The 24649-nt window shown below is 61.4% G+C and carries 27 protein-coding genes; 23 read left to right on the forward strand and 4 right to left on the reverse strand.

The window, feature by feature from the left end; genetic code table 11:
• The first annotated feature begins 55 nt into the window (after positions 1–55).
• The 17 genes from napF to LG31_RS0113625 all read left to right on the forward strand — a co-directional run bounded on the left by napF (position 56) and on the right by LG31_RS0113625 (position 13682).
• A complete protein-coding gene (gene napF / locus LG31_RS0113545) occupies positions 56–589 on the forward strand; it encodes a ferredoxin-type protein NapF (protein WP_033114987.1) in 534 nt (177 codons plus the stop codon).
• A gap of 13 nt (positions 590–602) precedes the next feature.
• Positions 603–860, forward strand: coding sequence for a chaperone NapD (locus LG31_RS0113550; protein ID WP_033114988.1), 258 nt, complete (start codon positions 603–605; stop codon positions 858–860).
• Positions 861–1014: 154 nt separating this feature from the next.
• Positions 1015–3504 (forward strand): nitrate reductase catalytic subunit NapA, encoded by a 2490-nt coding sequence (gene napA, locus LG31_RS0113555; protein WP_033114989.1) that lies wholly within the window; start codon positions 1015–1017, stop codon positions 3502–3504.
• A gap of 14 nt (positions 3505–3518) precedes the next feature.
• Positions 3519–4253: a ferredoxin-type protein NapG gene (napG, locus tag LG31_RS0113560; protein ID WP_033114990.1), complete on the forward strand. Its 735-nt coding sequence runs from the start codon at positions 3519–3521 to the stop codon at positions 4251–4253.
• Entirely contained in the window at positions 4250–5125 is an 876-nt protein-coding gene (gene napH / locus LG31_RS0113565) for a quinol dehydrogenase ferredoxin subunit NapH (RefSeq protein ID WP_033114991.1), read from the forward strand. Before napG ends, napH begins: the two co-directional genes overlap by 4 nt.
• The gene (locus LG31_RS0113570) at positions 5125–5580 is read left to right on the forward strand and encodes a nitrate reductase cytochrome c-type subunit (RefSeq protein ID WP_033114992.1); all 456 of its coding nucleotides are present in this window, start codon (positions 5125–5127) and stop codon (positions 5578–5580) included. The genes napH and LG31_RS0113570 overlap by 1 nt, the downstream gene beginning before the upstream one ends.
• Before the next feature lie 11 nt (positions 5581–5591).
• Positions 5592–6185, forward strand: a complete 594-nt coding sequence (locus tag LG31_RS0113575; protein WP_033114993.1) for a cytochrome c3 family protein — start codon at positions 5592–5594, stop codon at positions 6183–6185.
• Between the two features lie 257 nt (positions 6186–6442).
• A complete protein-coding gene (gene moaB, locus LG31_RS0113580) occupies positions 6443–6949 on the forward strand; it encodes a molybdenum cofactor biosynthesis protein B (protein WP_033114994.1) in 507 nt (168 codons plus the stop codon).
• Positions 6950–6958: 9 nt separating this feature from the next.
• On the forward strand, positions 6959–7483 hold the full coding sequence (moaC, locus tag LG31_RS0113585) for a cyclic pyranopterin monophosphate synthase MoaC (protein ID WP_033114995.1): 525 nt from the start codon (positions 6959–6961) through the stop codon (positions 7481–7483).
• Positions 7480–7725, forward strand: coding sequence for a molybdopterin synthase sulfur carrier subunit (gene moaD / locus LG31_RS0113590; RefSeq protein ID WP_033114996.1), 246 nt, complete (start codon positions 7480–7482; stop codon positions 7723–7725). The genes moaC and moaD overlap by 4 nt, the downstream gene beginning before the upstream one ends.
• A gap of 2 nt (positions 7726–7727) precedes the next feature.
• On the forward strand, positions 7728–8201 hold the full coding sequence (gene moaE / locus LG31_RS0113595; protein ID WP_033114997.1) for a molybdopterin synthase catalytic subunit MoaE: 474 nt from the start codon (positions 7728–7730) through the stop codon (positions 8199–8201).
• A gap of 85 nt (positions 8202–8286) precedes the next feature.
• The gene (gene modA / locus LG31_RS0113600; protein WP_033114998.1) at positions 8287–9015 is read left to right on the forward strand and encodes a molybdate ABC transporter substrate-binding protein; all 729 of its coding nucleotides are present in this window, start codon (positions 8287–8289) and stop codon (positions 9013–9015) included.
• Between the two features lie 104 nt (positions 9016–9119).
• Positions 9120–9800: a molybdate ABC transporter permease subunit gene (gene modB / locus LG31_RS0113605; RefSeq protein ID WP_033114999.1), complete on the forward strand. Its 681-nt coding sequence runs from the start codon at positions 9120–9122 to the stop codon at positions 9798–9800.
• Positions 9797–10873 (forward strand): molybdenum ABC transporter ATP-binding protein, encoded by a 1077-nt coding sequence (gene modC, locus LG31_RS0113610; RefSeq protein WP_033115000.1) that lies wholly within the window; start codon positions 9797–9799, stop codon positions 10871–10873. The genes modB and modC overlap by 4 nt, the downstream gene beginning before the upstream one ends.
• 76 nt (positions 10874–10949) lie before the next feature.
• Positions 10950–11726: an alpha/beta fold hydrolase gene (locus LG31_RS0113615; RefSeq protein ID WP_033115001.1), complete on the forward strand. Its 777-nt coding sequence runs from the start codon at positions 10950–10952 to the stop codon at positions 11724–11726.
• A 104-nt stretch (positions 11727–11830) separates the two neighbouring features.
• Entirely contained in the window at positions 11831–12874 is a 1044-nt protein-coding gene (parM, locus tag LG31_RS0113620; protein ID WP_185226818.1) for a plasmid segregation protein ParM domain-containing protein, read from the forward strand.
• Positions 12867–13682: a hypothetical protein gene (locus LG31_RS0113625; RefSeq protein WP_238567520.1), complete on the forward strand. Its 816-nt coding sequence runs from the start codon at positions 12867–12869 to the stop codon at positions 13680–13682. The genes parM and LG31_RS0113625 overlap by 8 nt, the downstream gene beginning before the upstream one ends.
• Positions 13683–13779: 97 nt before the next feature.
• Here the strand turns inward: LG31_RS0113625 and moeB are convergent, their stop codons facing one another.
• Both moeB and moeA read right to left on the reverse strand, forming a co-directional pair.
• Entirely contained in the window at positions 13780–14535 is a 756-nt protein-coding gene (gene moeB, locus LG31_RS0113630) for a molybdopterin-synthase adenylyltransferase MoeB (RefSeq protein ID WP_033115002.1), read from the reverse strand.
• A complete protein-coding gene (gene moeA / locus LG31_RS0113635; RefSeq protein WP_033115003.1) occupies positions 14532–15758 on the reverse strand; it encodes a molybdopterin molybdotransferase MoeA in 1227 nt (408 codons plus the stop codon). Before moeA ends, moeB begins: the two co-directional genes overlap by 4 nt.
• Positions 15759–15985: 227 nt before the next feature.
• Between moeA and folE the strand changes: the two genes are divergently transcribed.
• Both folE and LG31_RS0113650 read left to right on the forward strand, forming a co-directional pair.
• Positions 15986–16642, forward strand: coding sequence for a GTP cyclohydrolase I FolE (gene folE / locus LG31_RS0113640; protein WP_033115004.1), 657 nt, complete (start codon positions 15986–15988; stop codon positions 16640–16642).
• A 372-nt stretch (positions 16643–17014) separates the two neighbouring features.
• Positions 17015–18664: a methyl-accepting chemotaxis protein gene (locus LG31_RS0113650; protein ID WP_033115006.1), complete on the forward strand. Its 1650-nt coding sequence runs from the start codon at positions 17015–17017 to the stop codon at positions 18662–18664.
• Between the two features lie 126 nt (positions 18665–18790).
• Here LG31_RS0113650 and LG31_RS0113655 read toward each other — a convergent pair whose 3' ends face one another.
• The gene (locus LG31_RS0113655; protein ID WP_033115007.1) at positions 18791–20521 is read right to left on the reverse strand and encodes a formate--tetrahydrofolate ligase; all 1731 of its coding nucleotides are present in this window, start codon (positions 20519–20521) and stop codon (positions 18791–18793) included.
• Positions 20522–20587: 66 nt separating this feature from the next.
• Between LG31_RS0113655 and LG31_RS0113660 the strand changes: the two genes are divergently transcribed.
• Complete coding sequence (locus LG31_RS0113660) at positions 20588–21001, forward strand: hypothetical protein (protein ID WP_033115008.1); 414 nt, start codon at positions 20588–20590, stop codon at positions 20999–21001.
• Here LG31_RS0113660 and LG31_RS0113665 read toward each other — a convergent pair.
• A complete protein-coding gene (locus LG31_RS0113665; protein ID WP_033115009.1) occupies positions 20998–21894 on the reverse strand; it encodes a LysR family transcriptional regulator in 897 nt (298 codons plus the stop codon). The genes LG31_RS0113660 and LG31_RS0113665 overlap by 4 nt on opposite strands.
• A 109-nt stretch (positions 21895–22003) precedes the next feature.
• On the opposite strand from LG31_RS0113665, the gene LG31_RS0113670 reads away from it, so the two are divergent.
• The 3 genes from LG31_RS0113670 to LG31_RS0113680 all read left to right on the forward strand — a co-directional run bounded on the left by LG31_RS0113670 (position 22004) and on the right by LG31_RS0113680 (position 24620).
• Complete coding sequence (locus LG31_RS0113670) at positions 22004–22564, forward strand: YceI family protein (protein WP_033115010.1); 561 nt, start codon at positions 22004–22006, stop codon at positions 22562–22564.
• On the forward strand, positions 22564–23301 hold the full coding sequence (locus tag LG31_RS0113675; RefSeq protein ID WP_033115011.1) for a hypothetical protein: 738 nt from the start codon (positions 22564–22566) through the stop codon (positions 23299–23301). Before LG31_RS0113670 ends, LG31_RS0113675 begins: the two co-directional genes overlap by 1 nt.
• 197 nt (positions 23302–23498) lie before the next feature.
• Positions 23499–24620, forward strand: a complete 1122-nt coding sequence (locus LG31_RS0113680) for an adenosylhomocysteinase (RefSeq protein WP_033115012.1) — start codon at positions 23499–23501, stop codon at positions 24618–24620.
• The last annotated feature ends 29 nt before the right edge of the window (positions 24621–24649 follow it).

The raw sequence follows: 24649 nt of genomic DNA on the forward strand, positions 1-24649 counted from the left end.
AAAATGCCAATCAAGGACTCGTGCTACACCCTTCATCACTGAAACGGGAGTCAATATGCCGGAAGAGATCGATCTTGCCCGCCGTGGCCTGTTTCGGGGGCGCTTGCGGGTTGCCGAGCCTCCGGTGCAACTGCCCTGGTCGGTGGCCTGGTCGCAATTCTCGGCCGGATGTACCCGCTGCGGTGATTGTCTGGCCGCCTGCCCGGAGCAGATCCTGGTCAACGGCGAGGGAGGTTTTCCCACCGTCGATTTTCAGCGCGGCGAGTGCACCTTTTGCGGTGACTGCGTTGCCGCCTGCAAGGAGCCGCTGTTCCGGCCTGCATCGGAGACGCCCTGGCAATACAAGGCGTCCATTGCCGCCAACTGCCTGGCCAATAGCCAGGTTTATTGCCAGCGCTGTCAGGACAGTTGTGAACCGCGGGCCATTCGCTTTATTCCGACACTGGGGCGGGTACCCACCCCGGTCATTGAGCTGGATAGTTGTAACGGCTGTGGTGCCTGTGTGCAGGATTGCCCGGTTGGCAGCATCAAGGTGGATGGCTCGGCGGCCAGTGCGCAGAAGAGTCAGAATGAATCAGGCATTGAATGACCCGGGAGTCACAATGAGTCAGGAGTTTCATGTTTCGAGTCTGGTGGTGCTGACCCAGCCCACCTTGCGTCACCAGCTCGCAGAAGAGATCGCGGCCCTCGACGGTGCCGAGATCCACGCCGTCACCGACGAAGGCAAGCTGGTGGTGACCCTGGAAGGGGCAAGCCAGCGGCCGATCATGGCGGCCATCGATGCGATACAGGCGATGCCGGGCGTGCTCTCTGCCGCCCTGATTTACCATCAGTTCGATGAACTCGATGCCCAGCAATGAATAAGGTGCCGTGAAGTCGGGTCGCCACGACCTGGCAGAGTGGTTTCTAGTTGATGCGATAAAAACGAGGCACTGGTATGCGGTTCGTAGCCTTGAGCGAGCGCCAGTTAAATACACTCGATAACTTACGCGACAAGCAATGCGAGGATATGTCATGAAGCTGAGTCGACGCGACTTTATGAAGGCCAACGCGGTGGCGGCTGCCGCTGCCGTGGCCGGTGTCAGTGCCCCCACCCTGGCGGCCAATCTCATCACCAGTACCGACAAGACTGCCATCCACTGGGATAAAGCGCCTTGCCGCTTCTGCGGTACCGGCTGCTCCGTGCTGGTCGGTTCCCAGGATGGTCGCGTCGTGGCGACTCAGGGCGACCCCGATGCGCCGGTCAATCGTGGCCTCAACTGCATCAAGGGCTACTTCCTCTCCAAGATCATGTACGGTCAGGATCGCCTCACCCAGCCCATGCTGCGGATGAAGAACGGCCAGTTCGACAAGGATGGCGATTTCGCTCCCATCAGCTGGGATCAGGCGTTCGACATCATGGCCGAGAAGTTCAAGGCCACCCTGAAAGAGAAGGGCCCGACTGCCGTTGGCATGTTCGGCTCCGGCCAGTGGACTGTCTGGGAAGGCTATGCCGCCGCCAAGCTGATGAAGGCCGGTTTCCGTACCAATAACATCGACCCCAACGCCCGTCACTGCATGGCCTCCGCAGTAGTCGGCTTTATGCGTACCTTCGGTATGGATGAGCCGATGGGCTGCTACGACGATATCGAGCAGGCCGACGCCTTCGTGCTGTGGGGTTCCAACATGGCCGAGATGCACCCCATCCTCTGGTCGCGGATGTCCGATCGCCGTCTATCCAACCCGGATGTGCAAGTGCACGTGCTCTCCACTTTCGAGCACCGCAGCTTCGAACTGGCGGATAACGGTATCGTATTTACCCCCCAGACCGATCTGGCGATCCTCAACTATGTCGCCAACTACATCATCCAGAACGACAAGGTGAACTGGGACTTCGTCAACAAGCACACAGTGTTCAAGAAAGGTGTCACCGACATCGGTTACGGTCTGCGTCCGACCAACCCGCTGCAGCAGAAAGCGAAGAACCCGGACAGCGGCGATGCCACCCCGATGACCTTCGAGGAGTTTGCCAAGTTCGTGGCCGACTACGATGTGGAGTCTGTCTCCAAGCTCTCCGGTGTATCGAAAGAGAAGCTGGAAAAACTGGCCAAGCTCTATGCCGATCCGAGCAAGAAAGTGGTCTCTTACTGGACCATGGGTTTCAACCAGCATACTCGCGGTGTCTGGGCCAACAACCTCTGCTACAACATCCATCTGCTGACCGGCAAGATCTCCGAGCCGGGCTCTGGCCCCTTCTCCCTGACTGGCCAGCCTTCTGCGTGCGGTACCGCTCGTGAAGTGGGCACCTTTGCCCACCGTCTGCCGGCCGACATGGTGGTGACCGATCCCAAGCACCGCGCCATCGCCGAGAAGATCTGGAAACTGCCGGAAGGCACCATCCCGGAGCTGGTGGGTTACCACGCCGTGCTGCAAGATCGCATGCTCAAAGATGGCAAGCTCAACGCCTACTGGGTGATGTGCAACAACAACATGCAGGCCGGTCCCAACATGAATACCGATCGTCTGCCTGGCTATCGCGACCCGCGCAACTTCATCGTGGTCTCTGACCCGTACCCGACTGTTACCGCCCAGGCCGCTGACCTCATCCTGCCCACCGCCATGTGGGTGGAGAAAGAGGGCGCCTATGGCAACGCCGAGCGCCGCACCCAGTTCTGGCACCAGCAGGTGAAAGCGCCGGAAGGGGCCAAGTCCGACTTGTGGCAGCTGATGGAGTTCTCCAAGCGCTTCAAGGTCGAGGAAGTGTGGCCAGCAGAGCTGATTGCCAAAATGCCGGAAGTGAAGGGCAAAACCCTGTTCGACGTGCTCTATGCCAACGGTCAGGTCAACCAGTTCCCGAAAGAGCAGAGCAAGGGGCTGCTGAACGACGAAGCCGAACACTTCGGGTTCTACGTCCAGAAGGGGCTGTTCGAGGAGTACGCCACTTTCGGTCGCGGCCACGGTCACGATTTGGCGCCGTTCGATCAGTACCACGAAGCGCGCGGTCTGCGCTGGCCGGTAGTCGATGGTAAAGAGACCCTGTGGCGCTATCGCGAAGGGTTTGACCCGTACGTGAAAGCGGGCGAGGGGGTGCGTTTTTATGGCAAGCCCGATGGCAAGGCGGTCATCTTCGCCCTGCCGTTTGAGCCTGCCGCCGAGTCGCCGGACCAAGAGTACGATCTGTGGCTCTCCACCGGTCGCGTGCTGGAACACTGGCACACCGGCACCATGACCCGTCGGGTGCCCGAGCTCTATCGCGCCTTCCCGGATGCGGTGCTGTTCATGCACCCGGACGATGCCAAGGCCCGCGGCGTGCGCCGTGGTGAAGAGGTGATCGTCTCCTCCCGCCGGGGCGAGGTGAAAACCCGGGTCGAGACCCGTGGTCGCAACCGTCCGCCGAAAGGTCTGGTCTTCATGCCCTTCTTTGACGCGAGCCAGCTGGTCAACAAGCTGACCCTGGACGCCACCGATCCGCTCTCCAAAGAGACGGATTACAAGAAGTGCGCCGTCAAGGTGATGAAGGCTTAAGGCGGGGAGTCGAGATGAGTCGTAGTCGTCGCCAGTTTCTGGCCGACATGGCCAAGGGGGCTTGCGGTGTGAGCCTGCTTGGCGTGGGGCTCGGCGGCATGGCCCGCCAGCAGGTGCATGCGGTGCCGGCTCAGGCGCTGCGTCCCCCTGCAGCCCTTGATGAAACAGAGTTCCTCGGCGCCTGCGTGCGCTGCGGACTCTGCGTCGAGGCCTGCCCCTACGACACGCTCAAGTTGGCCCGGCTGTTTGAGCCGGTGACCACGGGGACACCCTACTTCAAGGCGCGTGCCGTCCCGTGCGAGATGTGTGATGACATCCCTTGCGTGGTGGCCTGCCCGAGCGGGGCGCTGGATCAGCAGATGACCGATATTGATCAGGCGAGGATGGGGGTGGCAGTGCTCATCGATCACGAGACCTGCCTCAACTATCTGGGTTTGCGTTGCGATGTGTGTTATCGGGTATGCCCGCTTATCGACAAGGCGATCACCCTGGATCTGCAGCACAACCAGCGTACCGGCAAGCACGCCATGTTTCTGCCCACGGTACACAGCGATATCTGCACCGGTTGTGGCAAGTGCGAGCATGCCTGCGTGCTGGAGGAGGCCGCCATCAAGGTGGTACCTCGCCAGCTCGCCAAGGGGGAGCTGGGTCATCACTACCGGCTTGGCTGGGAAGAGAAGGCGAAGGCGGGCAAGTCGTTGATTGGCGACAGGCTCACCCTGCCAACCCGTAAACCGGAGGGACTATGAGTCGTTATCCGGGGGGCGAGGCGCGCATCAAGCTGGGATGGTGGCGTTCCCACCGCTTCCTGCTGCTGCGCAGGCTCAGCCAGTTCGGTGTACTTGCATTGTTCCTGCTGGGGCCGCTGGCGGGTGTCTGGATCCTCAAGGGCAACCTCTCCAGCTCGCTGTTGCTGGAGACGGTGCCGCTCACCGATCCGCTGACCCTGCTGCAATCGGTGGCCGCAGGCCATTGGCCGATATCTACTCTCTGGCTGGGGGCAGCCATCGTGCTGGTCGGTTACTGGCTGGTCGGGGGGCGGGTGTTCTGCTCCTGGGTCTGTCCGGTCAACCTCATCACGGATGCAGCGGCCTGGCTCAGGGGGCGCCTTGGCCTCAAGGGCAACGGTCAGTTCAGCCGTGCTACCCGCTATTGGCTGCTCGCCATGGTGCTGGTGGCGGCGGCGGTGACAGGGGTAATGGTGTGGGAGCTGGTCAATCCGGTGCCCTTGGCCATGCGTGGTCTGCTGTTTGGCATGGGAGCTGGCTGGACTCTGCTGGCGGTACTGTTCTTGTTCGATCTCTTCGTGGTTGAGCGGGGCTGGTGTGGTCATCTCTGTCCGGTGGGGGCCTTCTATGCCCTGCTCAACCGGGGCGGATTCATCAAGATTTCTGCCAAGGGGCGCGAGCGGTGCAACAACTGCATGGATTGTTATGCGGTCTGCCCGGAGCGCCCCATCCTGCGCGGCCCCGTTCACGGTGCCAAGCGTGGTCACGGGCCCTTGATTGCGGCTCAGGAGTGTACCAACTGTGGCCGTTGCATTGATGTTTGCGCGGAACAAGTTTTTGAAATCACTGTAGGTTTTGCCATCAAGGCAGAAAAAACGTCGGAGAACACATAATGAAAAAGCTGATTGGAGCAATGCTGGCCTGCCTGATGGCGGGTTCCCTGATGGCGGCCGTCCCCGAGATCACCAACAGCACCGGCGGGCTCAAGTCCGAGCGGGGCGCCACCGATCTGGTGACCGATGCCAATGCCGCCCCCATGAAGAATTTCCGCAAGGATGGCGAGCCCTATGATCGCCAGTACATGCATCAGCCGCCGCTGATCCCCCACGATATCCGCAACTACGAGGTGGATACCAAGGTCAACAAGTGTCTGGCTTGTCACAGCTTCAAGAATGCCAGCGCCATGAAGGCCCCCAAGATCAGCCCGACCCATTTCGAAACCCGCGATGGCATGACGCTGGGCGAGGTCTCCCCCCGTCGCTACTTCTGCCTGCAGTGCCATGTGCCGCAAGCAGATGCCAAGCCGCTGGTGGGGAATACGTTTAAACCGGTTGAAGCGCTGAACTGAGGAATCCATAGATGAAATTACCCGGCTTTATCCAGCGTCTGTGGATCACCTTCAAATCCCCCTCCAAGGCGGCCCTCTGGGTGCTGTTGCTGATGGGCTTCTTTGGCGGCGTTATCTTCTGGGGCGGTTTCAACACCGCTATGGAGGCTTCCAACACCGAAGCCTTCTGTACCAGCTGTCACGAGATGAAGGACAACGTGTTCGAGGAGTATCGCGACACCATCCACTACTCCAACCGCTCCGGTGTGCGCGCCAGCTGCCCGGATTGCCACGTACCGCACGAGTGGACCTACAAGATCATCCGCAAGGTGCAGGCTTCCAAGGAGCTGTGGGGCATGATCACCGGCAAGGTGGATACCCGCGAGAAGTTCGAGTCGCACCGGCGCGAGATGGCGGAGCGGGAGTGGCAGCGGATGAAAGAGACTGATTCGCGCGAGTGCCGCAACTGCCACAACTTCGAGTACATGGACTTCTCCCTGCAGGGACAGCGTGCCGCCAAGATGCACTCGGCCAACCTCGGCAAGGAGGGGCAGGGAACCTGCATCGACTGTCACAAGGGGATTGCGCACCAGCTACCCGACATGACCGGGGTGAAAGGGTTCTGACCATGCAGTGCAGGCCGGGGCAACCCGGCCTGTGTTTTTGGGCGTGCCGCAACAAGTCGGCATATCTGGGACAAGCATCAGATTTGTGAGTCTTTTAAATCCCATATCTCGTGAAACCTTTGATAGAATCAGCCCGCCGTCAAACGCTTGAGCAAGTAGTCCACTCTGTCCACACCGGTTCTGGTTGTGCGGATGGCCTCTCATACTCTCTTTTCTTCCTGCCTCGTTGACGGCCTATAGCCACAAGGAGCTGCCCGATGGGACAGAAAAACAACGCATTCATTCCCCTCAAGATCGCCGTGCTGACGGTTTCCGACAGCCGCACTGCCGCCGATGACAGCTCGGGAGACTATCTGGTCTCCGCCCTCGCTGAATCGGGCCATCAGCTGGCCGATCGCGCGCTCTGCCCCGACAACCTGTTTCGCATCCGGGCTCGGGTGAGCGACTGGATTGCCGATGAGGGGGTGCAGGTGGTGCTGGTCAACGGCGGTACCGGCTTCAACGAGCAGAACCGGGTGCCCGAGGCGGTCGGCGTGCTGTTCGAGCGCACTGTACAGGGCTTTGGCGAACTGTTCCGCCAGCTCTCCTTTGCCGAAATCAAGGGCTCCGCCATGCAGAGCCGCGCGCTGGCGGGCTTGGCCAATCGCACCCTGATCTGTTGCCTGCCGGGTTCTACCAGTGCCTGCCAGCTGGGGTGGGAGAAGCTTATCCGCGATCAGCTCGATGCCCGCACCAAGCCGTGCAACTTTGTCTCCCATCTTTGAGGGCAAGTGATGAATCAGAACGACTCCAAGCAGACCCAGCCCAACCTGACCCATCTCAACCAGAGTGGCGAAGCCCATATGGTGGATGTGACCGACAAGCAGGTGACCGAGCGTGAGGCTCGCGCCGAGGCGTTTGTCGCCATGGCACCGGAAACGCTGGCCCTGATCCTGAGCGGCCAGCACCATAAGGGAGACGTGTTCGCCACCGCCCGTATCGCCGGCATTATGGCGGCCAAGAAAACCTCGGATCTCATTCCCCTCTGTCATCCGCTGGCCTTGACCCGGGTCGAGGTGGAGATAGTGCCGCTGGCCGAGCAGAATCGGGTGCATATCCGCACCCTCTGCAAGCTCTCCGGCAAGACCGGGGTGGAGATGGAGGCACTGACGGCCGCGTCGGTAGCGGCGCTGACCATCTACGACATGTGCAAGGCGGTGCAAAAAGACATGGTGATCGAACAGGTACGTCTGGTAGAGAAAAAAGGCGGCAAGTCCGGCCATTTTCAGTTGGGGTCAAATAGCGGGGAGCAAGCATGATCAAGGTACTCTTTTTTGCGCAAGTAAGAGAGCTGGTGGCCTGCGACGAGCTGAGCCTGCCTTGCGACTACGCTACTGCCGAGCAGCTGCGTGCAGTCCTGTCTGAGCGCGGCGACAAGTGGGCGCTGGCGCTGGAAGCAGGCAAGCTCCTGGTTGCGGTCAACCAGACCTTGGTGCCGCTCGACACGCCCATCACCGATGGCGATGAGGTCGCCTTCTTCCCACCGGTGACCGGAGGTTAAGGATGAGCAACGCAACCATAACCGATCGCATTCTGGTGCAACGGGAGGATTTCTCGCTGGCCGACGAATATGCCCGCCTTGCCAACCGGCAGGACACCGGCGCCGTGGTCAGCTTTGTCGGCAAGGTGCGCGACTTCAATCAGGGGGAAAATGTGAAGGGGCTGGCCCTCGAGCACTACCCCGGCATGACCGAGAAGGCGCTGGCCACTATCGTGCAGGAGGCGCGCGAGCGCTGGCCACTGCAGGAGTGCACCTTGATTCACCGCATCGGCGAGCTGTGGCTTGGCGATCAGATCGTGCTGGTGGTGGTGAGCAGCGCTCACCGCGAGGCGGCCTTCGAGGCTTGCCACTTCATCATGGATTTCTTGAAAACCCGGGCGCCGTTCTGGAAAAAAGAGCTGACCGTCGAAGGGGTACAACGCTGGGTCGAGGCCAAGGAGAGCGACAACACTGCTGCCGCCCGCTGGCAAGCTTGACCTGTTTGAGGGGCGCAGGTTCATCGGGAGCCGTGGCCCCTGCTTTGGGGAGTATCAAAAGCTGCCCCAGTCAGGAGGTAAAGGAATGAAACCGCTGTTATCCGTTGTCATCGCCGGGATGTGCGCCAGTGCGCTGCTGGCAGGTGCCGTGCAGGCCGACGAGGTCAAGGTGGCCGTAGCCGCCAACTTCAAGGGCACCATAGAGCGTATCGGCAAGGAGTTCACCGCCAAGACCGGCCACACCCTGGCTATCTCCTCTGCCGCGACCGGGGTGCTCTACACCCAGATCAGCCACGGCGCTCCGTTCGATCTCTTCCTCTCCGCCGATGTGAAAACCCCGCAGAAGCTGGAGCAGGAGGGCAAGGGGAGCGAGCGATTCACCTATGCAATCGGCCAGCTGGGGTTGTGGAAGAAGGGAGGGCCTGCGCCTGATGAGGCAACTCTGCGCAGTTGGAAGGGCAACCTTGCCATCGCCAATCCGAAAACTGCTCCCTATGGCACCGCTGCCATGGCGGCCCTCGACCATCTCAAGATCGATCCCAAGCAGTACCGCCTGCTGACCGGTACCAACATCGGCCAGACCTGGCAGTTCGTTGACACCGGTAACGCCGAGCTGGGCTTCGTCGCCTGGGCCAACCTGGTGGAAGCGGGCAAGACTGGCGAAGCCTGGGCCGTACCGGCTGACCTCTATCCCCCTATCGAACAGCAGGGGCTGGTATTGAAGAAAGGGGCGGCGGTAGAGGCGCTGGTCGTCTGGCTCAAGGGGCCGGGTCAGGCACAGATCAAGGCTGCGGGCTATGCACTGCCGCAGTGATGGCATGGCAGATCTGCTAACGGCGGGCTGGCCTTCGGGTCGGACCGCCTGTGCGATGAAAACACACTCTCCATGGTTTTCGGCATCTACCCGGGAGGCAGGCGATGAGTGAAGGGGATCTGCTGGCGGTCTGGCTCACCCTGAAGCTGGCAGCCAGCACTACCGCCATCCTGCTGCTGCTCTCGCCGCCGCTGGCCTGGTGGCTGTCGCGTAGCCAGCATCGGCTCAGACCCGTGGTAGAAGCCCTGGTGGCGCTGCCGCTGGTGCTGCCGCCAACGGTGCTCGGTTTCTATCTGCTGCTGGCCTTCTCCCCCTCCTACGGATTGGGCGCCTGGTGGCGCGACACCTTCGGTGCGCCGCTCGCGTTCAGTTTTACCGGCCTGCTGCTCGCCTCCATCCTCTACTCGCTTCCCTTCGTGGTGCAGCCGCTCACCTCCGCCTTCGTCAACATGGGCAACAAGGAGCTGGAGGCCGCCGCTACCCTGGGATTCGGCCCGGTTGAGCGCTTCTTTCACATCATCTTGCCGATGACGCTGCCCAGCTTCGTGATGGCGGCGGCGCTCGGCTTTGCCCACACCCTAGGGGAGTTCGGGGTGGTGCTGATGATTGGCGGTAATATCCCGGGCGAGACCCAGGTACTCTCCATCGCCCTGTTTGATCATGTGGAGGCGATGGATTACCAAAATGCCCATATTCTGGCGGGGGTGCTGATGGGCTTCTCGCTGGTGATGCTGGTGCTGGTGTACGGCGTGCTGCAGCGCCGGCAACGGAGGCTGTTCGGATGAGCGAAATCCTCACGGCACACCCGCTGCAGTTCAAGGTGCAGCGCCAGTTCGGCGCCTTTACCCTCGATTGCGAGCTGGCCTTGGAGCTGGGGGGCATCCTCGGTCTGTTCGGCCCTTCCGGCTGCGGCAAGAGCAGCTTGCTGCGCATCATCGCCGGGCTGGATCGCGCACCGGGTGACACCTTGAACTGGCAGGGCAGGGCGCTAAGCGATCTGCTGCCCGAAGCGCGCCGGATCGGACTGGTGTTTCAGGATTCGCGCCTTTTTCCTCACTTGAGCGTGCTTGGCAACCTGCAACTGGCGGCCCGCAAGGGGCAAGGGCGCTGGCAACCCGAGGCGTTGGCGAAGCGGCTCGGCTTTGCCGAACTGCTGCCCCAGCCGGCCCACGGCCTCTCCGGCGGCCAGCGCCAGCGGGTGGCGCTGGCCCGGGCTCTGTTGGCCGAACCGGATCTGCTGCTGCTCGATGAGCCTTTTTCCGCGCTGGATCGGCGCAGCCGCATCCATCAGGCCCACGTGCTCAAGGGGTTGCAGCAGGAGAGCGGCATCCCGATGATCTTCGTCAGCCACGCCATGGAGGAGGTGAGCCTGCTCTGCGATCAGCTGGTGTTGCTGGCGGATGGCCGGGTGGAGGCGCAAGGTCGACCGAGCGAGATCTTCGCCCGTACCGACCTTTCGCTCGCCAGTCGCGACGACGCAGGGGTGATGCTGACGGCGACCCTCTCTCACTACGATAACGACGAGCAGATGGCTACTCTGCTGCTTGGTGAGCAACAATTGCGGGTCACCATGACTCATGTGCCGGACGAGGGGGGCCCCCTGCAGATCAAGGTGGCCGGGCGGGACGTGGTGATTGCCACCGCCCCCATCGAGCACTCCAGCCTCTCCAACTGCCTCACCACCCGATTGCTGGCCGAGCGCGAGGTACGCCCCGGCCAGACCCTGTTGCAGTTGGCGCTGGGTCAGCAGATACTGCTGGCCCGGATCACCAGCCGCTCCGCCAGACGGCTGGCGCTCGCCCCGAACCAGCAGATCTACGCCTATATCAAGGCGGTGAGTCTGGTCAGCGAAGGTTGAGCGGGATATATCTGGTTGAAGCATAAAAAACGAAGAACAGGATGGTTCAGCGGATGAGTCGAGAGGCAATGAACTGATGCGCCGCAATCAGGTGATGAAATCCAACGGTCTTGCCCTGCGCTGTGCGGGGGAGGGCCCCTTGTTGCTGCTGCTGCATGGGCTGGGCTCCTCCAGCCTCGACTGGCAGGCACAAATAGAGCATTTTTCCGAGCACTACCGGGTGGTGGCGCTCGACCTGCGTGGCCACGGCCAGAGCATGCAGGAGGGGCCGTTCGACGTGGCCACTCTGGCGGCGGATGTAGTGCGCTGGCTTGATGAGCAATCCGGCCCCGCCTGGGTGGTGGGTCTCTCCCTGGGGGCCATGGTGGCGCTGGAGCTGGCGCTGCAACTGCCGCACAAGGTGCAGGGGCTGGTGCTGGTCAACGGCTTTAGCGAATTTCTGCTGGAGACCCCCAAAGAGCAGGAGCGGTTTGCCCAGCGGCTCAAGTGGCTGCGCTGGTTTGGCATGCGTCCGCTCGCGTGGTGGCTCGGCCGCGAGCTCTTTCCCGGCCCTGAGCTGGCTCAGGTGCGTCACACCTTCCGGCTGCGTTTCGTGCGCAATAAAAAGAAAACCTACAAGGCGTTGCTGGAGGCGCTGCCCGGCTGGTCGGTACGCGCGCGGCTCGGCAACATCTGGCAGCCGGTGGCCATCATCTCCACCAGTCACGACTATCTGCCGCTCGCCAAGCGGGTGGAGCAGTTCGCCTCCTTGCCCAACGCTACCATCCACACCCCCGAGGGTCACCACGCCTGGCCGGCGGAAGACCCCTCCGGTTTCAATCATTTGCTTCACCGGATTTTAGAAACTCATTAAACTTGTCGCCTTTCAACTCCGTGTATGTAGTGGTCCGATCGCCTTGCCTGTGGCAGTTGGCAAGGCAATCGGACCAATTTTGCTCTATCAACAGGTGCTTCCCCATGTCTGAAGTAATGAAAATGGCCATCGATGATGGCTCGACCAACGTCAAGGTGAGCTGGATTGAGAACAAGGTGCTCAAGACCATCATCTCTCCCAACTCTTTTCGCAAGGACTGGAAGAGTGCCGCATTGCGTAAAGACAAGAAGATCTACAACTACGAGATAGGCAATACCAAATACACCTATGATGCGACGTCGGACAAATCGCTGGCGACCACTCATGTTGAGTACCAGTATGACGATCTCAACCTGCTCTCCGTGCATCATGCCCTGCTGCAAACCGGCGTAACTCCCTGTGACGTGGCCATTACCGTGACCCTGCCCATCACCGAGTTCTATCACCCGGATGATTGCCAGCGTAACGAAGAGAAGATCGAGAAGAAGCGTCGTAACCTGATGCGTGCCATCACCCTCAACAAGGGCGAACTGTTCAACATCGTCAGCGTGGAAGTGATGCCGGAGAGCCTGCCAGCGGCACTCTCTCGTCTGGTCGGTTCTGGCTGCAACGAATTTACCAAAACGCTGGTGATCGACTGCGGTGGCACCACCCTGGACATGGGGATCATCGTCGGCGAGTTTGACGATGTCTCCGATGTCTACGGCAACAACGAGATCGGCGTCTCCATGGTGACCGATGCGACCCGCAAGGCGCTGGCGGCAGCAGACAGCGATTCGAGCTATCTGGTGGCCAACGAGTTCATCAAGCGTCGTCACGACATGAGTTTCGTGCGCGAGGTGGTCAACGACGAGAGCCAGATCCCGCGCATCCTCGAGAAGATGCAAAACAAGATCGACGAACTGGGCTCCCAGGTTGCCCACGAAGCCAAGAAGTTTGCCAAGAACCCGAACCGCGTCTATCTGGTCGGCGGTGGTGCTTCCCTCATCCACGATGCCATTAAAGCGGCCTACCCGACTCTGGGTGACAGAGTCGAGCTGCTGGATGATGCCCAGTCCGCACTGGCCCGCGAGATCTGCCTCTACACCACCGAAGAGGATGAGGTCTATCGCGAAGCGCCCGTGATGGCCGAGGTTGGCGATGAGTAGTCAACTCAAGCGCATGTCCTTCTCCATCTATATGGATCCGGGGGCGCTGGAGTCTGATCGCTATGCGGTCGGGGTGTTGCAGAACTGGTATCAGCGGGCGCGCAAGATCCAGGATGGCAGCGAGGAGTTTGACTTCTCCAAGAGCCGCTTCCACAAGGATATCTATCTCTCGGGCATGTTCATGTATGTACTGGCGCCCAACCTCTGCAAGGCGATTGCCAATGCATTGGGGCCGGAGCAGGTGAGCATGACCACCCTGCGCCATGCCTTTGCCAGCTGTGGTTTCCATCTGGGCGGGGAGGGCAACGAACGCCCCGCTACGGATGCCATGGTTGAGGAGATAGTGGCACGACTGGCTCCGCGGCTGGAGCAGGCAGATAACGGTTCGCTGGCTGACGAGATTGTGAGTCGTCTTGGCCAGCAGGGAGGAGCACCCTCTTCCGACCAGTTGGTGGAGGAGATAGTGAGCCGCCTTGGTGAGCAGCAGCCCACCGAGCTGTGGGATGAGCTGAGGCAAGGTCTGCCAACCCCCCTCGATCATGAGCAGCTGGCTGAAGCGATTGCGGGCAAGTTGCCATCAACTGCAGGCGAGCAGGATCTGGCGCCGCTGCAGAGCAGCATCCAGTTGTTGTCCCGTCAGCTGGAAGAGCAATCGCGTCTGATCCGCGAGCAGCACAGATTGATCCAGCGGCTGGCCAGTGCGCCGGTGCGACAGGGCAGTGATGGCGCTGAGGCTGAACCCATAGTGGAAGATTTGTCGGCTCAAGTAGCCAACATCAAACGAGTCAAGGCCAAGGGTATTTTCTGACGGCACTTGACGTAAAAAACAATGCAAAAAGCCGACCCATGGGGTCGGCTTTTTATTGGCTGCAACTGAGCACATCGCTATGCGGGAGCTGCCGTGCTTACGGATGTGAGCAGACCGGACACTCGGGGCGCTTGGGCAGTTTCATCTCGCGAAAGGTGCCGCTTAGGCCGTCGATCATCAGCAGGCGGCCGCTGTAGCTCTTGCCCATGTCGGCCAGCAGTTTGATTGCTTCGAGTGCTTGCAGGCTGCCCACCAATCCCACCACGGGGGCAAGCACTCCCGCCTCGACACAGGTGAGGGCCTGCTCGCCAAACAGGGCGCTGAGGCAGGCGTAGCAGGGCTCATCCTGCTGCCAGGTGAAGCTGCAGAGCTGACCCTCCAGCCGGATGGCGGCGCCGCTGACCAGCGGTACGCCGTGCTGGCGCGCCTTTTGGTTGAGCAGGTTGCGAATGGCCAGATTGTCGGTGCAGTCGAGCACCAGCTGATGCCGTGGCAGCAGGGTATCGAGCAGCGCCTCATCGGCCACGGCAGCGTGGGTCTCCACATCAAGCCAGGGGTTGAGGGCGCGCAGCGATTGTGCTGCTGAGTCCACCTTGTAGTGGCCGAGGCGCGCATCGTTGTGCAGCACCTGCCGCTGCAGGTTGGAGAGCTCCACCTTGTCGAAATCGACCAGGGTGAGCTGGCCTACTCCAGCCACAGCTAGATACTGGCTGGTGGCGCAGCCGAGGCCACCGGCGCCAATCACCAGAACATGGGCCAGTTTGAGCGCCTCCTGCCCCTCGAAATCGAAGGATTTGAGGATGATCTGGCGGTTGTAGCGCAACAGCTCGGCGTCGCTCAGGATCTCGCTCACAGCAGCAATCCCCCGAATGGTTCGACGGTGACGGTTTCGCCCGTAGCGACGCGGCCACGCTCACGCTCAAGGATGATGTAGCAGTTGGCCCGCGACAGGGAGCTGAACACGGCGGAGTCCTGCGAGCCGGTGCTGCGCACCTCAAGGCCGTTTGGTCCCTGACTCAGGATGCCGCGCTGGAAGTCGAGCCGGCCCGGACTCTTCTTGAGCGGTTCGGTGGTGACGGCCTGCAGCTGAAGCGGGCGCTCGAAGCGTTGGCCAGCCAGCTTGGCCAGCGCCGGTTGCACCAGCTGATCGAAGGTGACCATGGCGGAGACCGGGTTGCCCGGCAGGCCGAAGAACCAGGCGCGGGGCAGGCGGCCGAAGGCAAACGGCTTGCCCGGCTTGATGGCCAGCTTCCAGAAGCCGATCTCGCCGAGCTCGTCCAGCAGCTGTTTGGTGAAGTCCGCTTCCCCTACCGAAACGCCGCCGGTGGTGATGAGCACATCGGCCTCTTCATCGGCGCGGATAAAGGCGGCACGCAGCTGGGCGGGGTCGTCCGGGATGATGCCAAGGTCGAGGCAGTCGCACCCCAGACGCGCCAGCATGGCCCGCACGCCGTAGCGGTTGGAGTCGTAGATATCACCGTGTGCGAGCGGGGTGCCAACTGGCTTGAGCTCATCGCCAGTGCTGAAGATGGCCACTTTCAGTGGGCGGCGCACCGGCACGGTGGCGATGCCGAGGGAGGCCAGCAGCGGCATCTCGCGCGGGGTAAGGCGGGTGCCTGCTTGCAACACACAGGCCCCCTTGTCGATATCGCTGCCGGCGCGGCGGATATTCTGGCCCGGTTCGGGCTGTGCCAGAAAAGTGATCCGATCGCCGTCGGCCTGCGTTTCTTCCTGCATCACCACTGCATCTGTCCCTACGGGGACCGGGGCGCCAGTCATGATCCGCACGCAGTGGCCGCCGGGCCACTCGCCCTGATAGGGCTGACCGGCAAAGGCTTTGCCCGCCATGATGAGCGGGATGCCTGCAGCGAGATCGGCCAACCGCACGGCGTAACCGTCCATGGCGGAGTTGTCGAACGGGGGCACGGCGAGGGGAGAGGCGATGTTGCTGGCAAGGATCCGGCCAAGGGCCTGTGGCAGGGGCAGTTGCTCGCTGTCGCAACAGCAGGCGAGTTGCTCCAGCATTCCTTGCAGGGCATCGCTTAACGGCAGTAGTCCGCTGGTATCAAATCCCATCGTCATGACCTCTTCTGATGATTGAAGGCGGGATTATCACAAAAATTGCCGGGGATGGGCAGCGGATGGGGCGGTAAAAGTCGGGCTATGGTCATAAAGTATGATGACGGACGCAAGTTGACTTGAATATTGGCGGCAATGGCCGTTTACTATGCCGCCTTACAATCATCAAGCTTGGGGTGGCCAGCGTGGCGGCCCCGACGTCCCTGAGCATGGGAGAGAAGAGAATGACAACACTGAGTCAGGAAGCCTTGCTGGTCAGGGCGGCCCTCGAGGCACAGGGACTGGAAACCCCCCTGGTTGCCAACGAGCTGGACAGTCAGCAGAAGCGCGAAAAGATCGAAGGCCACATGCGCGCCATCATGGAGACGCTCGGTCTGGATCTGGCCGATGACAGTCTGGCCGAGACGCCGCACCGCATTGCCAAGATGTACGTCAACGAGATCTTCTCCGGCCTTGATTATTCCACCTTCCCCAAGGTGACGGTGATCGAGAACAAGATGCAGGTGGACGAGATGATCATGGTGCGGGACATCAGTCTCACCAGTACCTGCGAGCATCACTTCGTTACCATCGATGGGCTGGCCCATGTGGCCTACATTCCCCGCGGCAAGGTGATCGGGCTCTCCAAAATCAACCGTATCGTGCAGTTCTTTGCCCGCCGACCACAGGTGCAGGAGCGACTGACCCAGCAGATCCTGCTGGCGCTGCAGACCCTGCTTGGCACCAAGGATGTGGCCATCAGCATCAAGGCGACCCACTACTGCGTGAAGGCGCGCGGGGTGATGGATTCCACCTCCTATACCACCACCACCTCCCTCGGTGGCGTCTTCAAGACCCAGCCCGATACCCGCGCCGAGTTTCTGTCCGGCCTGAAGAGCTGACAGGCAAGGAGACATGGTGCCGCAGCGCCGTGTCTCCTTGATATTTCTCTCAATTTTTCCTGCTCGTAGCCCGTCAGTTTCATCGATAAATCTCCTCAAGGGATAGCCCCTCCCGGTCGATATAACTCGCCATGGCTTGTTTGGCTCTCCTGGAGAGTGCAAGCAAGCCAGCAAGGTGCCTCATTTTGCTGACTTGCCGGGACTTTTTCAGTGAGCGGTCAGGTTGGCGGCATCTTGTTAACGCGTTCGCTTCGTTCAGGTAGGGACACAGATTGATCAAGGCTGGATGAGCCGCCATGGAGGTGGTGACAGCGAACCGTATCCATACGGTTCAGACGGGCGTTATCTGTTCACTCAAATCCAGGACATGCCATGAATACCATGACCATTGGCAAGAAACTCGCTGCCGGCTTCGCCATGCTCGGCCTGATGATGGCCTTCATCGGCGGCTTCTCGCTGTTGCAGTTTGGCAACATGAACCGGGCCGCCATCGGTTTTACCGACAGCATACTGCCCGCCGTGGTACGTACCAGCACGCTGGGCGAGACCATCAACACCCTGCGCCGTTATGAACTGGATGTGTTTCTGGTAGCGGCTGATCCGCAGCAGAAGGCCCACTATCGCGATCTCGGCGAGCAGAGCCTGCAAGAGGTCGCACGGCAAGTAAAGGCGCACGATGCCACCATCTGGGCGGAGGATGTGGAAGAGCGTCGCACCTTTGACATCGTCAAGCAGGACTGGGACAAGTACGTGGCTCTGCACCAGCGTATCAGAGTGATGCAGGATGGCGGCCAGCTGGCCGAGGCCCAGCAGCTGTTCATGGGCGAGGGAGTCACCCTCTACACCAATCTGGCCAAGTCGGTGGCGGATCTGATCCGCATCAACCATGGCTACTCCGTGGGCTCCCGTGCTCAGGTGGTGGCGGCATTTGACAGCGCCAAGCTGAGCATCATCATCGCCCTGCTGCTGGGACTGGGATTGGCGGCCGTGCTCTCTACCGTGCTGACCCGCCAGATCCGCGATCCCTTGGTAATGTTGGCCCGTCAGGCGCAGCGCATCGCAAGCGGCGCGCTCGGCAAGGGGGAGCTGCAGGAGTGGATCCGTGGCAATCGCTTCAAGCGTGACGAGCTGGGTCAGCTCGGCACCGCCATTGACCGCATGCAGGGCGCCCTTGCTGATCTGGTGAGCGAGATCGCCGGCTCGGTGAGCCAGCTCAGCAGCGCGGTGGAGGAGGTGAGCGCCATCTCCGATCAATCTGCCAGCGGCATGGCGCGTCAGCAGAGTGAAGTCTCTCAGGTGGCGACCGCCATGAACGAGATGCAATCCACCGTGAACGAGGTGGCCCGCAATACCACGGATGCCATGAGCGCTGCCAAGGATGCCTCCCGCACCTCGACCCAGGGCAATCAGGTGGTGCGCAGCGCCATCGGCAGCATCGAGGCGGTATCGGTCAAGATTGAGGAGGCGGGCTCCGTAGTGCAGCAGCTGGAGCAGGACAGCACCAATATCAGCATGGTGCTGGACGTGATTCGCGGTATTGCCGAGCAGACCAACCTGCTGGCTCTCAATGCGGCTATCGAGGCGGCCCGCGCCGGTGAGCAGGGCCGCGGCTTTGCCGTGGTGGCAGACGAGGTGCGCTCTCTGGCCCAGCGAACCCAGAACTCCACTGCCGAGATCAGCAAGATGATCGAGGTGCTGCAGGCACGCACCGCCGAGGCGGGCAGCGCCATGCAGCTGAGCCGTCAACAGATGCAGGAGAGCGTGGGGTTGGCGCGGGAAGCGGGGCACAGCATCGATACCATCAATGGTGCCGTGGTGCGGATCACCGACATGAACACCCTGATCGCCACTGCCACCGAGGAGCAGAATGCGGTGACCGAAGAGCTCAACCGCAGCATCGTCAATATCCATAACGCGGCTGATGAGAATGCCCAGGGGGCGCAGCAGATCGCTCAGGCCTGCATCGAGCTGAGCAAACTGGCCACCTCGTTGCATCATATGACCCAGCGCTTTACCCTCTAAGAGCGTTTGGCAGATAGCAAAAGGCCCCGTCCAGTGACGGGGCCTTGTTGTTTCTGGCAGGCGTTTTGATCGCAGGGTCGATTAGCGCAGCGTCATCGGCCGGCACCAGACCCTTTATCCGATCATTCAGCTCAGGCCGACTATCTCGCCATCTTCATCGATGTCGATATGACGATAGGCTGGCAGGCTGCCAAGGCCCGGCATGGTCATGATAGGGCCCGCCATGGCATAGACGAAACCGGCTCCGGCGCAGAGCTTCACCTCGTCGATGGGCACTTCGAAGTCGGTCGGTACCCCCTTGAGGGTGGGGTCATGGCTGATGGAGAGCGGCGTCTTGGCCACGCAGACCGGCAAGTGATCCCACCCTTCGGCAGAAAGTTGTGCCAGCTGCTGGCGGGCTTTGTCCGACAGCTGTACCCCGCGACCACCGTAGCCGCACTCCACCAGAGTCGCCAGCTTGGCTTCGAGGCTTGCCTCGTCGGGATAGAGCAATTTGACTTTGCCCGGTTGCTCGCAGGCGGCCACTACGGCGCGAGCCAGCTCGCTGGCACCGGCGCCGCCCTGGGCAAAGGCGCTGGAGATGGCACTGCCACAGGCGCCGGCCTGCATCGCCTCACGGGCCAGCAACGCCAGTTCGGCCTCGCTGTCGGTGGGGAAGCGGTTGATGGCGACCACCACGGGGACGCCGTAACGACGGGCATTGGCGATATGCCAGGCGAGGTTGGCGCAGCCCTGCTCAAGAGTCGGAAGATCCTCACGTAGCAGGCTTTCCGGCAGCGGCTGGCCCGGACGGATATCGAGCAGGCCGCTGTTGGCCTTGAGGCCGCGCACTGTGGCCACCAGTACCACACAGGCGGGGGTAATGCCGGATTGGCGGCTTTTGATGTTGAAGAACTTCTCCAGCCCCATGTCGGAGCCAAAACCCGCTTCGGTCACCACATAATCGGTGAGGCCAAGGGCCATGCGATCGGCGATCACCGAGGAGTTGCCATGGGCGATATTGGCAAAGGGACCGGCATGTACCAGCACCGGCGTCTGCTCTGTGGTCTGCATCAGGGTTGGCTGCAGCGCGTCTTTCAGCAGCACTGTCATGGCGCCCGCCACTTCCAGTTGCTCTGCGGTCACGGGATTGCCGTGGATATTACGGGCCAGCTGGATGCGGCCGATGCGCTGGCGCAGGTCTCTCAAATCGCTCGCCAGTGCCAGAATGGCCATCAGCTCGGAGGCGGCGGTGATGACGAAGCGATCGCTGCGTTCCACCCCGTCGGCGGCGCCACCCTGACCGATGGTGAGGTGGCGCAGGGCACGGTCGTTCATGTCGAGGGTGCGTGGCCAGAGAATGTTGTCTGCATCGATATCGAGTCGCGGCAGGCCGGTTTTGGCGCTGAACTGGTCGCCGAGTTTGCGCTCATGGAACAGGCGAGCATCGAGGGCGGCCGCCGCGAGATTGTGGGCTGCGGTGAGGGCGTGGAAATCGCCGGTGAGGTGGAGATTCATCTCCTCCATCGGCACCACCTGGGCATGACCGCCGCCGGCTGCGCCCCCCTTGACCCCGAACACCGGGCCGAGGCTCGGCTGGCGAATGGTGGCGATGCTGGATTGACCGATATGGTTGAGCCCCATGGAGAGACCCAGCGTGGTCACCGTCTTGCCCTCGCCGAGCGGGGTGGGGGTGATGGCGCTCACCAGCACCAGCTTGCCGCTCTGTTCGGGCTGTGACTTGAGCAGGTCGAGGCTGAGTTTGCCTTTGTAGTGGCCATGGGGGCTGAGCAGGTTGGTCGGGATGGCGAGGCGCTTGGCCAGTTCGTTAATGGGGAGGCGGGGGGAGTGGCGGGAGATCTCGATATCGCTTAGCATCAGCACCTCGTTGGCATGGCGGGCTTAATATGCGGCGCAGTCTAGTGGAATATAATGGGTAATCCAATGACGAAAACGATTTTATTTGGTGGCGGTGAGCAGATGCAGGAGCCTCTTCTGCTGGATCTCAACGCGCTCTATCATCCACCCAAACGGCCCCTGACTGCCCTTGGCATTGTCAGTGCGCTGGTGCCCCTGTTTGGTTTTGGCTGGCAGGCGATGACCGAGGATCCGCAAATCCAGCTGCGCCAAGAAATTGCCAAGCGGGTCAACAATCGCCGCAGTGACGAGGCCAACCTCATCCTGATCCTGCAGCTGGCCGCCATGTTCGATTGCCCCGAGGTGACGGTAGCCCTTCCCTATGCGTTGAGCGAACCGCAGCTTGTCACCATCCGCACCCGGCTACCGCGCTGGCAGCTGATCCCGGATGAGCTGCAACTGCGGGCACTCCTGTCCCCGGCAACGTCCGCCAAGCCTTAAGCTTCCCACTGCTGCGGGGCGAGATAGCGCTCCTGCACAAACTCGATAAAGCAGCGCACCTTGGCCGAGACGAAGCGGCGGTGCGGATAGACCGCATAGAGCCCCACCTCGCCTTTCTCCCACTCCGGCAGCAGGCTGACCAGCCTGCCATCCTGCAAGGCTTCCCCGACGATGAAGGTGGGCTGCAATATGATGCCCTGATCATCACAAGCGGCGCGGGTCAGCGCCACCCCGTTGTTGGCGCGCAGCGGCCCCTGTGGCCGGATGCTCTGCTGCTCGCCTCCCCGTTTGAAGTGCCACTCCGGCTGGGTCAGGGTGTAGACCAGACAGTCGTGCTGCTTGAGATCTTCGGGCTTTTCCGGCCACCCCTTGCGTGCCAGATAGCCGGGGCTGGCGCAAAGCTCGACCCGAATGGTGGCAAGCTGGCGCGCTACCAGCGAGGAGTCGCTGAGGTGGCCGATGCGCAGCGCCAGATCGAACCCCTCTTCCACCAGCGCGACCCGCCGGTCGCTGTACTCGATATCGAGCTTGAGGTCGGGGAAGCGCTCGCGAAACAGCGGCAGGGCGGGGGAGAGGTGCAGATAGCCAAAGTCCATAGGCACCGAGAGCTTGAGGGTACCGTTGGGCTGCTGGTTGTGGTGGGTCAGCTGGCTGTGGGTCTCTTCCAGTTCCGCCAGCAGGGCGAGGGAGCGCTGGTAGTAGAACTGGCCCGCTTCGGTGAGGTTGACCTGACGGGTGGTACGCGACAGCAGCCGGGTGGCGAGCGACTCCTCCAGCTGCTGCATCAGTTTGGAGGCCATGGCCACCGAGATGCCAAGCTGGTTGGCGGCCTTGGTAAAGCTCTGGCACTCCACCACCTTGATGAAAGTGCGCATGGCGGCGATCTGATCCATTTTCCATCCTCAGTAAATAATGAATTTAATGAATCACTGATTATTCATTCTGACGACGAGGTTAGCATGTCAGCCAACGATGTGAACCCCAAGATGAAGGAACGAACGGATGAAAATGAGCAAAGCCCTGCTGGCCTCCTGCCTCTTTATGGCTGCCCCCTTGATGGCGGCGGAGTACGATGTCGACCCGGCGCACACCACAGTGCAGTTCAAGGTGGGCCACCTTGGCTTCTCCGAGCTGGTGGGTCGTTTCAACACCTTCAGCGGCACCTTCAGCATGGATGACGCCAATCCGGCGGCGGCTAAGGCGAGCTTCGAGGTGGATGCCGCCAGCGTGGATTCCAACCACGAGCCGCGCGACAAGCACCTGCGCAGCCCAGATTTCCTCGACGTGAAACAGTATCCGAAGATGACCTTCGTCAGCTCTGCTTATGAGGGAACCAAGGATAAAGGCGTACTGAAAGGCACCTTGACCCTGCACGGCGTCGCCAAAGAGGTTGCTTTCAATCTGGTGAAGGTTGGCGAAGGCAAGGATCCCTGGGGTGGCTACCGTAGCGGCTTCAACGCCACCACCACCATCAAGCGCAGCGATTTTGGCGTGAACTACATGGTGCCGAACATCCCGGACGAGATGAGCATCAATCTGTTTGTTGAAGGCGTGCGCAAGTAATGGGCGCTTCACTTCTGCTGCAAACCCTGGCGGCTCCTCTGGGAGCCGCTTTGCTGTCGTGGCGCTGGCCGCGGCTGGGCTATTTCTGGGGCGCACTGGCGCTCTGGTTGGTGGGATCCTTGCTGGGCGGAGCCTATGGCCTGCCCAGCAAGGCGTGGCAGTGGCTGCCGCTGACCTTGCTGGTGCCGGCTATCGCGGCGCAGGTGACCGATCTGCGCGGTTCGCTGCTGCTCTTTACCGTTGTCGGTGCCCTGATCTGGTGGCAGGGGCTGGCCTCGGTGCTGACAAGCGAGCCGATGATCTGGCTGGCGCAGTTGCCCGCCATCCTCTGGTTTGGCTGGGCGGGCATGCGCGGTGACAGTCGTGAGGGGCTTGGTTTTGCCCTTGGTTTCATCTGGCTGGCGCTGGTGATCGGCATCGATGGCAGCCTGCTGATTGCCCAGCTGGCCGGGGCCTTGGCCGCCTTCGCCGGTTTTCGGGCACTGCTTGCCACGTTTGCCGGGGTCAATGTGGCGCCTGCCGGTCTGGCGCTGGCGCTCGCTTTTGTCCAGATGCTCGCCTGGCAATATGTGGAGGTTCCGCTGGTGGTTCTGCTGCCGGTCTGGTTGCTGCCGCTGCTGGAGTGGCTATTGCGCGGCAAGGGAGCACCTCTGCGCTGGGGGACTCTGATCCTGCTTGCCGGGGCGGGTTGCGGACTCAGTCTATGGCATGTCTGGCCTGCTGCTTCTTTGTACTGATTTTCGCATGAAAAACAGCCAATTACGGTCATTTTTGCATACCTGCTCATACTCTTGAGATATAAAGATTGAGCCCTCCTATGTGTTTAAGATAAAAAGGATTTTCACTTATCTGGACACACACAGAACCCGGCTGCGCCGGGTTCTGTTTGCTTGCTTTGCAGCACACATTTTGGGGCAAATTAAGGAGGCCACAGTTGCGCAGTCAAGGATCTGAGCATCTGTTTTTTCGCCATTTCACCGGGCAGGGCCGTATCGAAGGTCTCTGCATTCTGCTGGTTACCCACCTGCTTCCTGATCGTCCCCGTTTCATCGAGGCTCTCAGCCAGATTGGCCGTATCGGCGCCATCCTGCCCAAACCCAAATCGGTACACGGCCCGACCCTGGAGTGGGTCTCCCGCCACTATCCGGTCGTACCACTCAATCGCCAGTGGACCAACTGTCCGCAGGGAGTCATCGAGCAGATCGCGCCGCTGGTGGCCCCCCACGAACGCCTGTTGATCCTCGATATCGGTGGCTACTTTGCCACGACTCAGGTGACCCTGAGTGAATACTTTGGCCCCCGTCTGCTCGGGGTGGTGGAGATGACCGAAAACGGCCATCAACGCTACGAGCAGGAGGTGCTGGCGACCCCGGTGGTCTCGGTGGCGCGCAGCCCCCTCAAGCAGGCCGAGGATATCCAGATTGGTCTGAGCGTGGTCTACTCCGCCGAGTCGCTGGCCCGCAATCTCAACCGCACCTTCAACGTCTGCGAGGCGGCGCTGTTTGGCTATGGCAAGGTGGGGCGCAGCATCGCGCGCGACCTGCGCTGTCGCAACCTTCACCTCGGGTTGGTGGAGACCGACGTATTGCGTCAGGTGGAGGCGCTCTCCCACGGTTTTCGTCTCATCAGCAAGGCGGAGGCCGTGAGCCGCGCCGAGCTGGTGATCTGCTCCACCGGCAACGGCTCGCTCGATCTGGCAGATCTGCAACTGCTGCGCCCCGGCACCATGGTCGCCTCGGTCACCTCCGCCGACGATGAGTTCGCCTTCTCGCTGGCCCAACTCCCCTGGCCGACGGAGGAGGTGTGTCCCCATGTGCTGGCCCTCAACCGGCCCGATGGCACCCAGATCTACCTGCTCAATCGGGGCGAGGCGGTCAACTTCGTCCATGGTGCCGTCATCGGCGAATACGTCTATCTGGTGCTGGCGGAGATCATGGAGGGGATCCGCATGCTGGCTGCCGGCCCGCTGGCCCCCGGCCTGTTCGAGCTGCCGGAGTCCACCATGCGCACCATCGCCCGTTACTGGCTGGCCGACTTCCATGGGGTCGAGCAGTGAGCTACCCTGCTCCTTTTCGAGCCTTTGAT

Origin of the sequence: Aeromonas lacus (genome assembly GCF_000764665.1) — a bacterium.
Taxonomy (GTDB): domain Bacteria; phylum Pseudomonadota; class Gammaproteobacteria; order Enterobacterales; family Aeromonadaceae; genus Aeromonas; species Aeromonas lacus.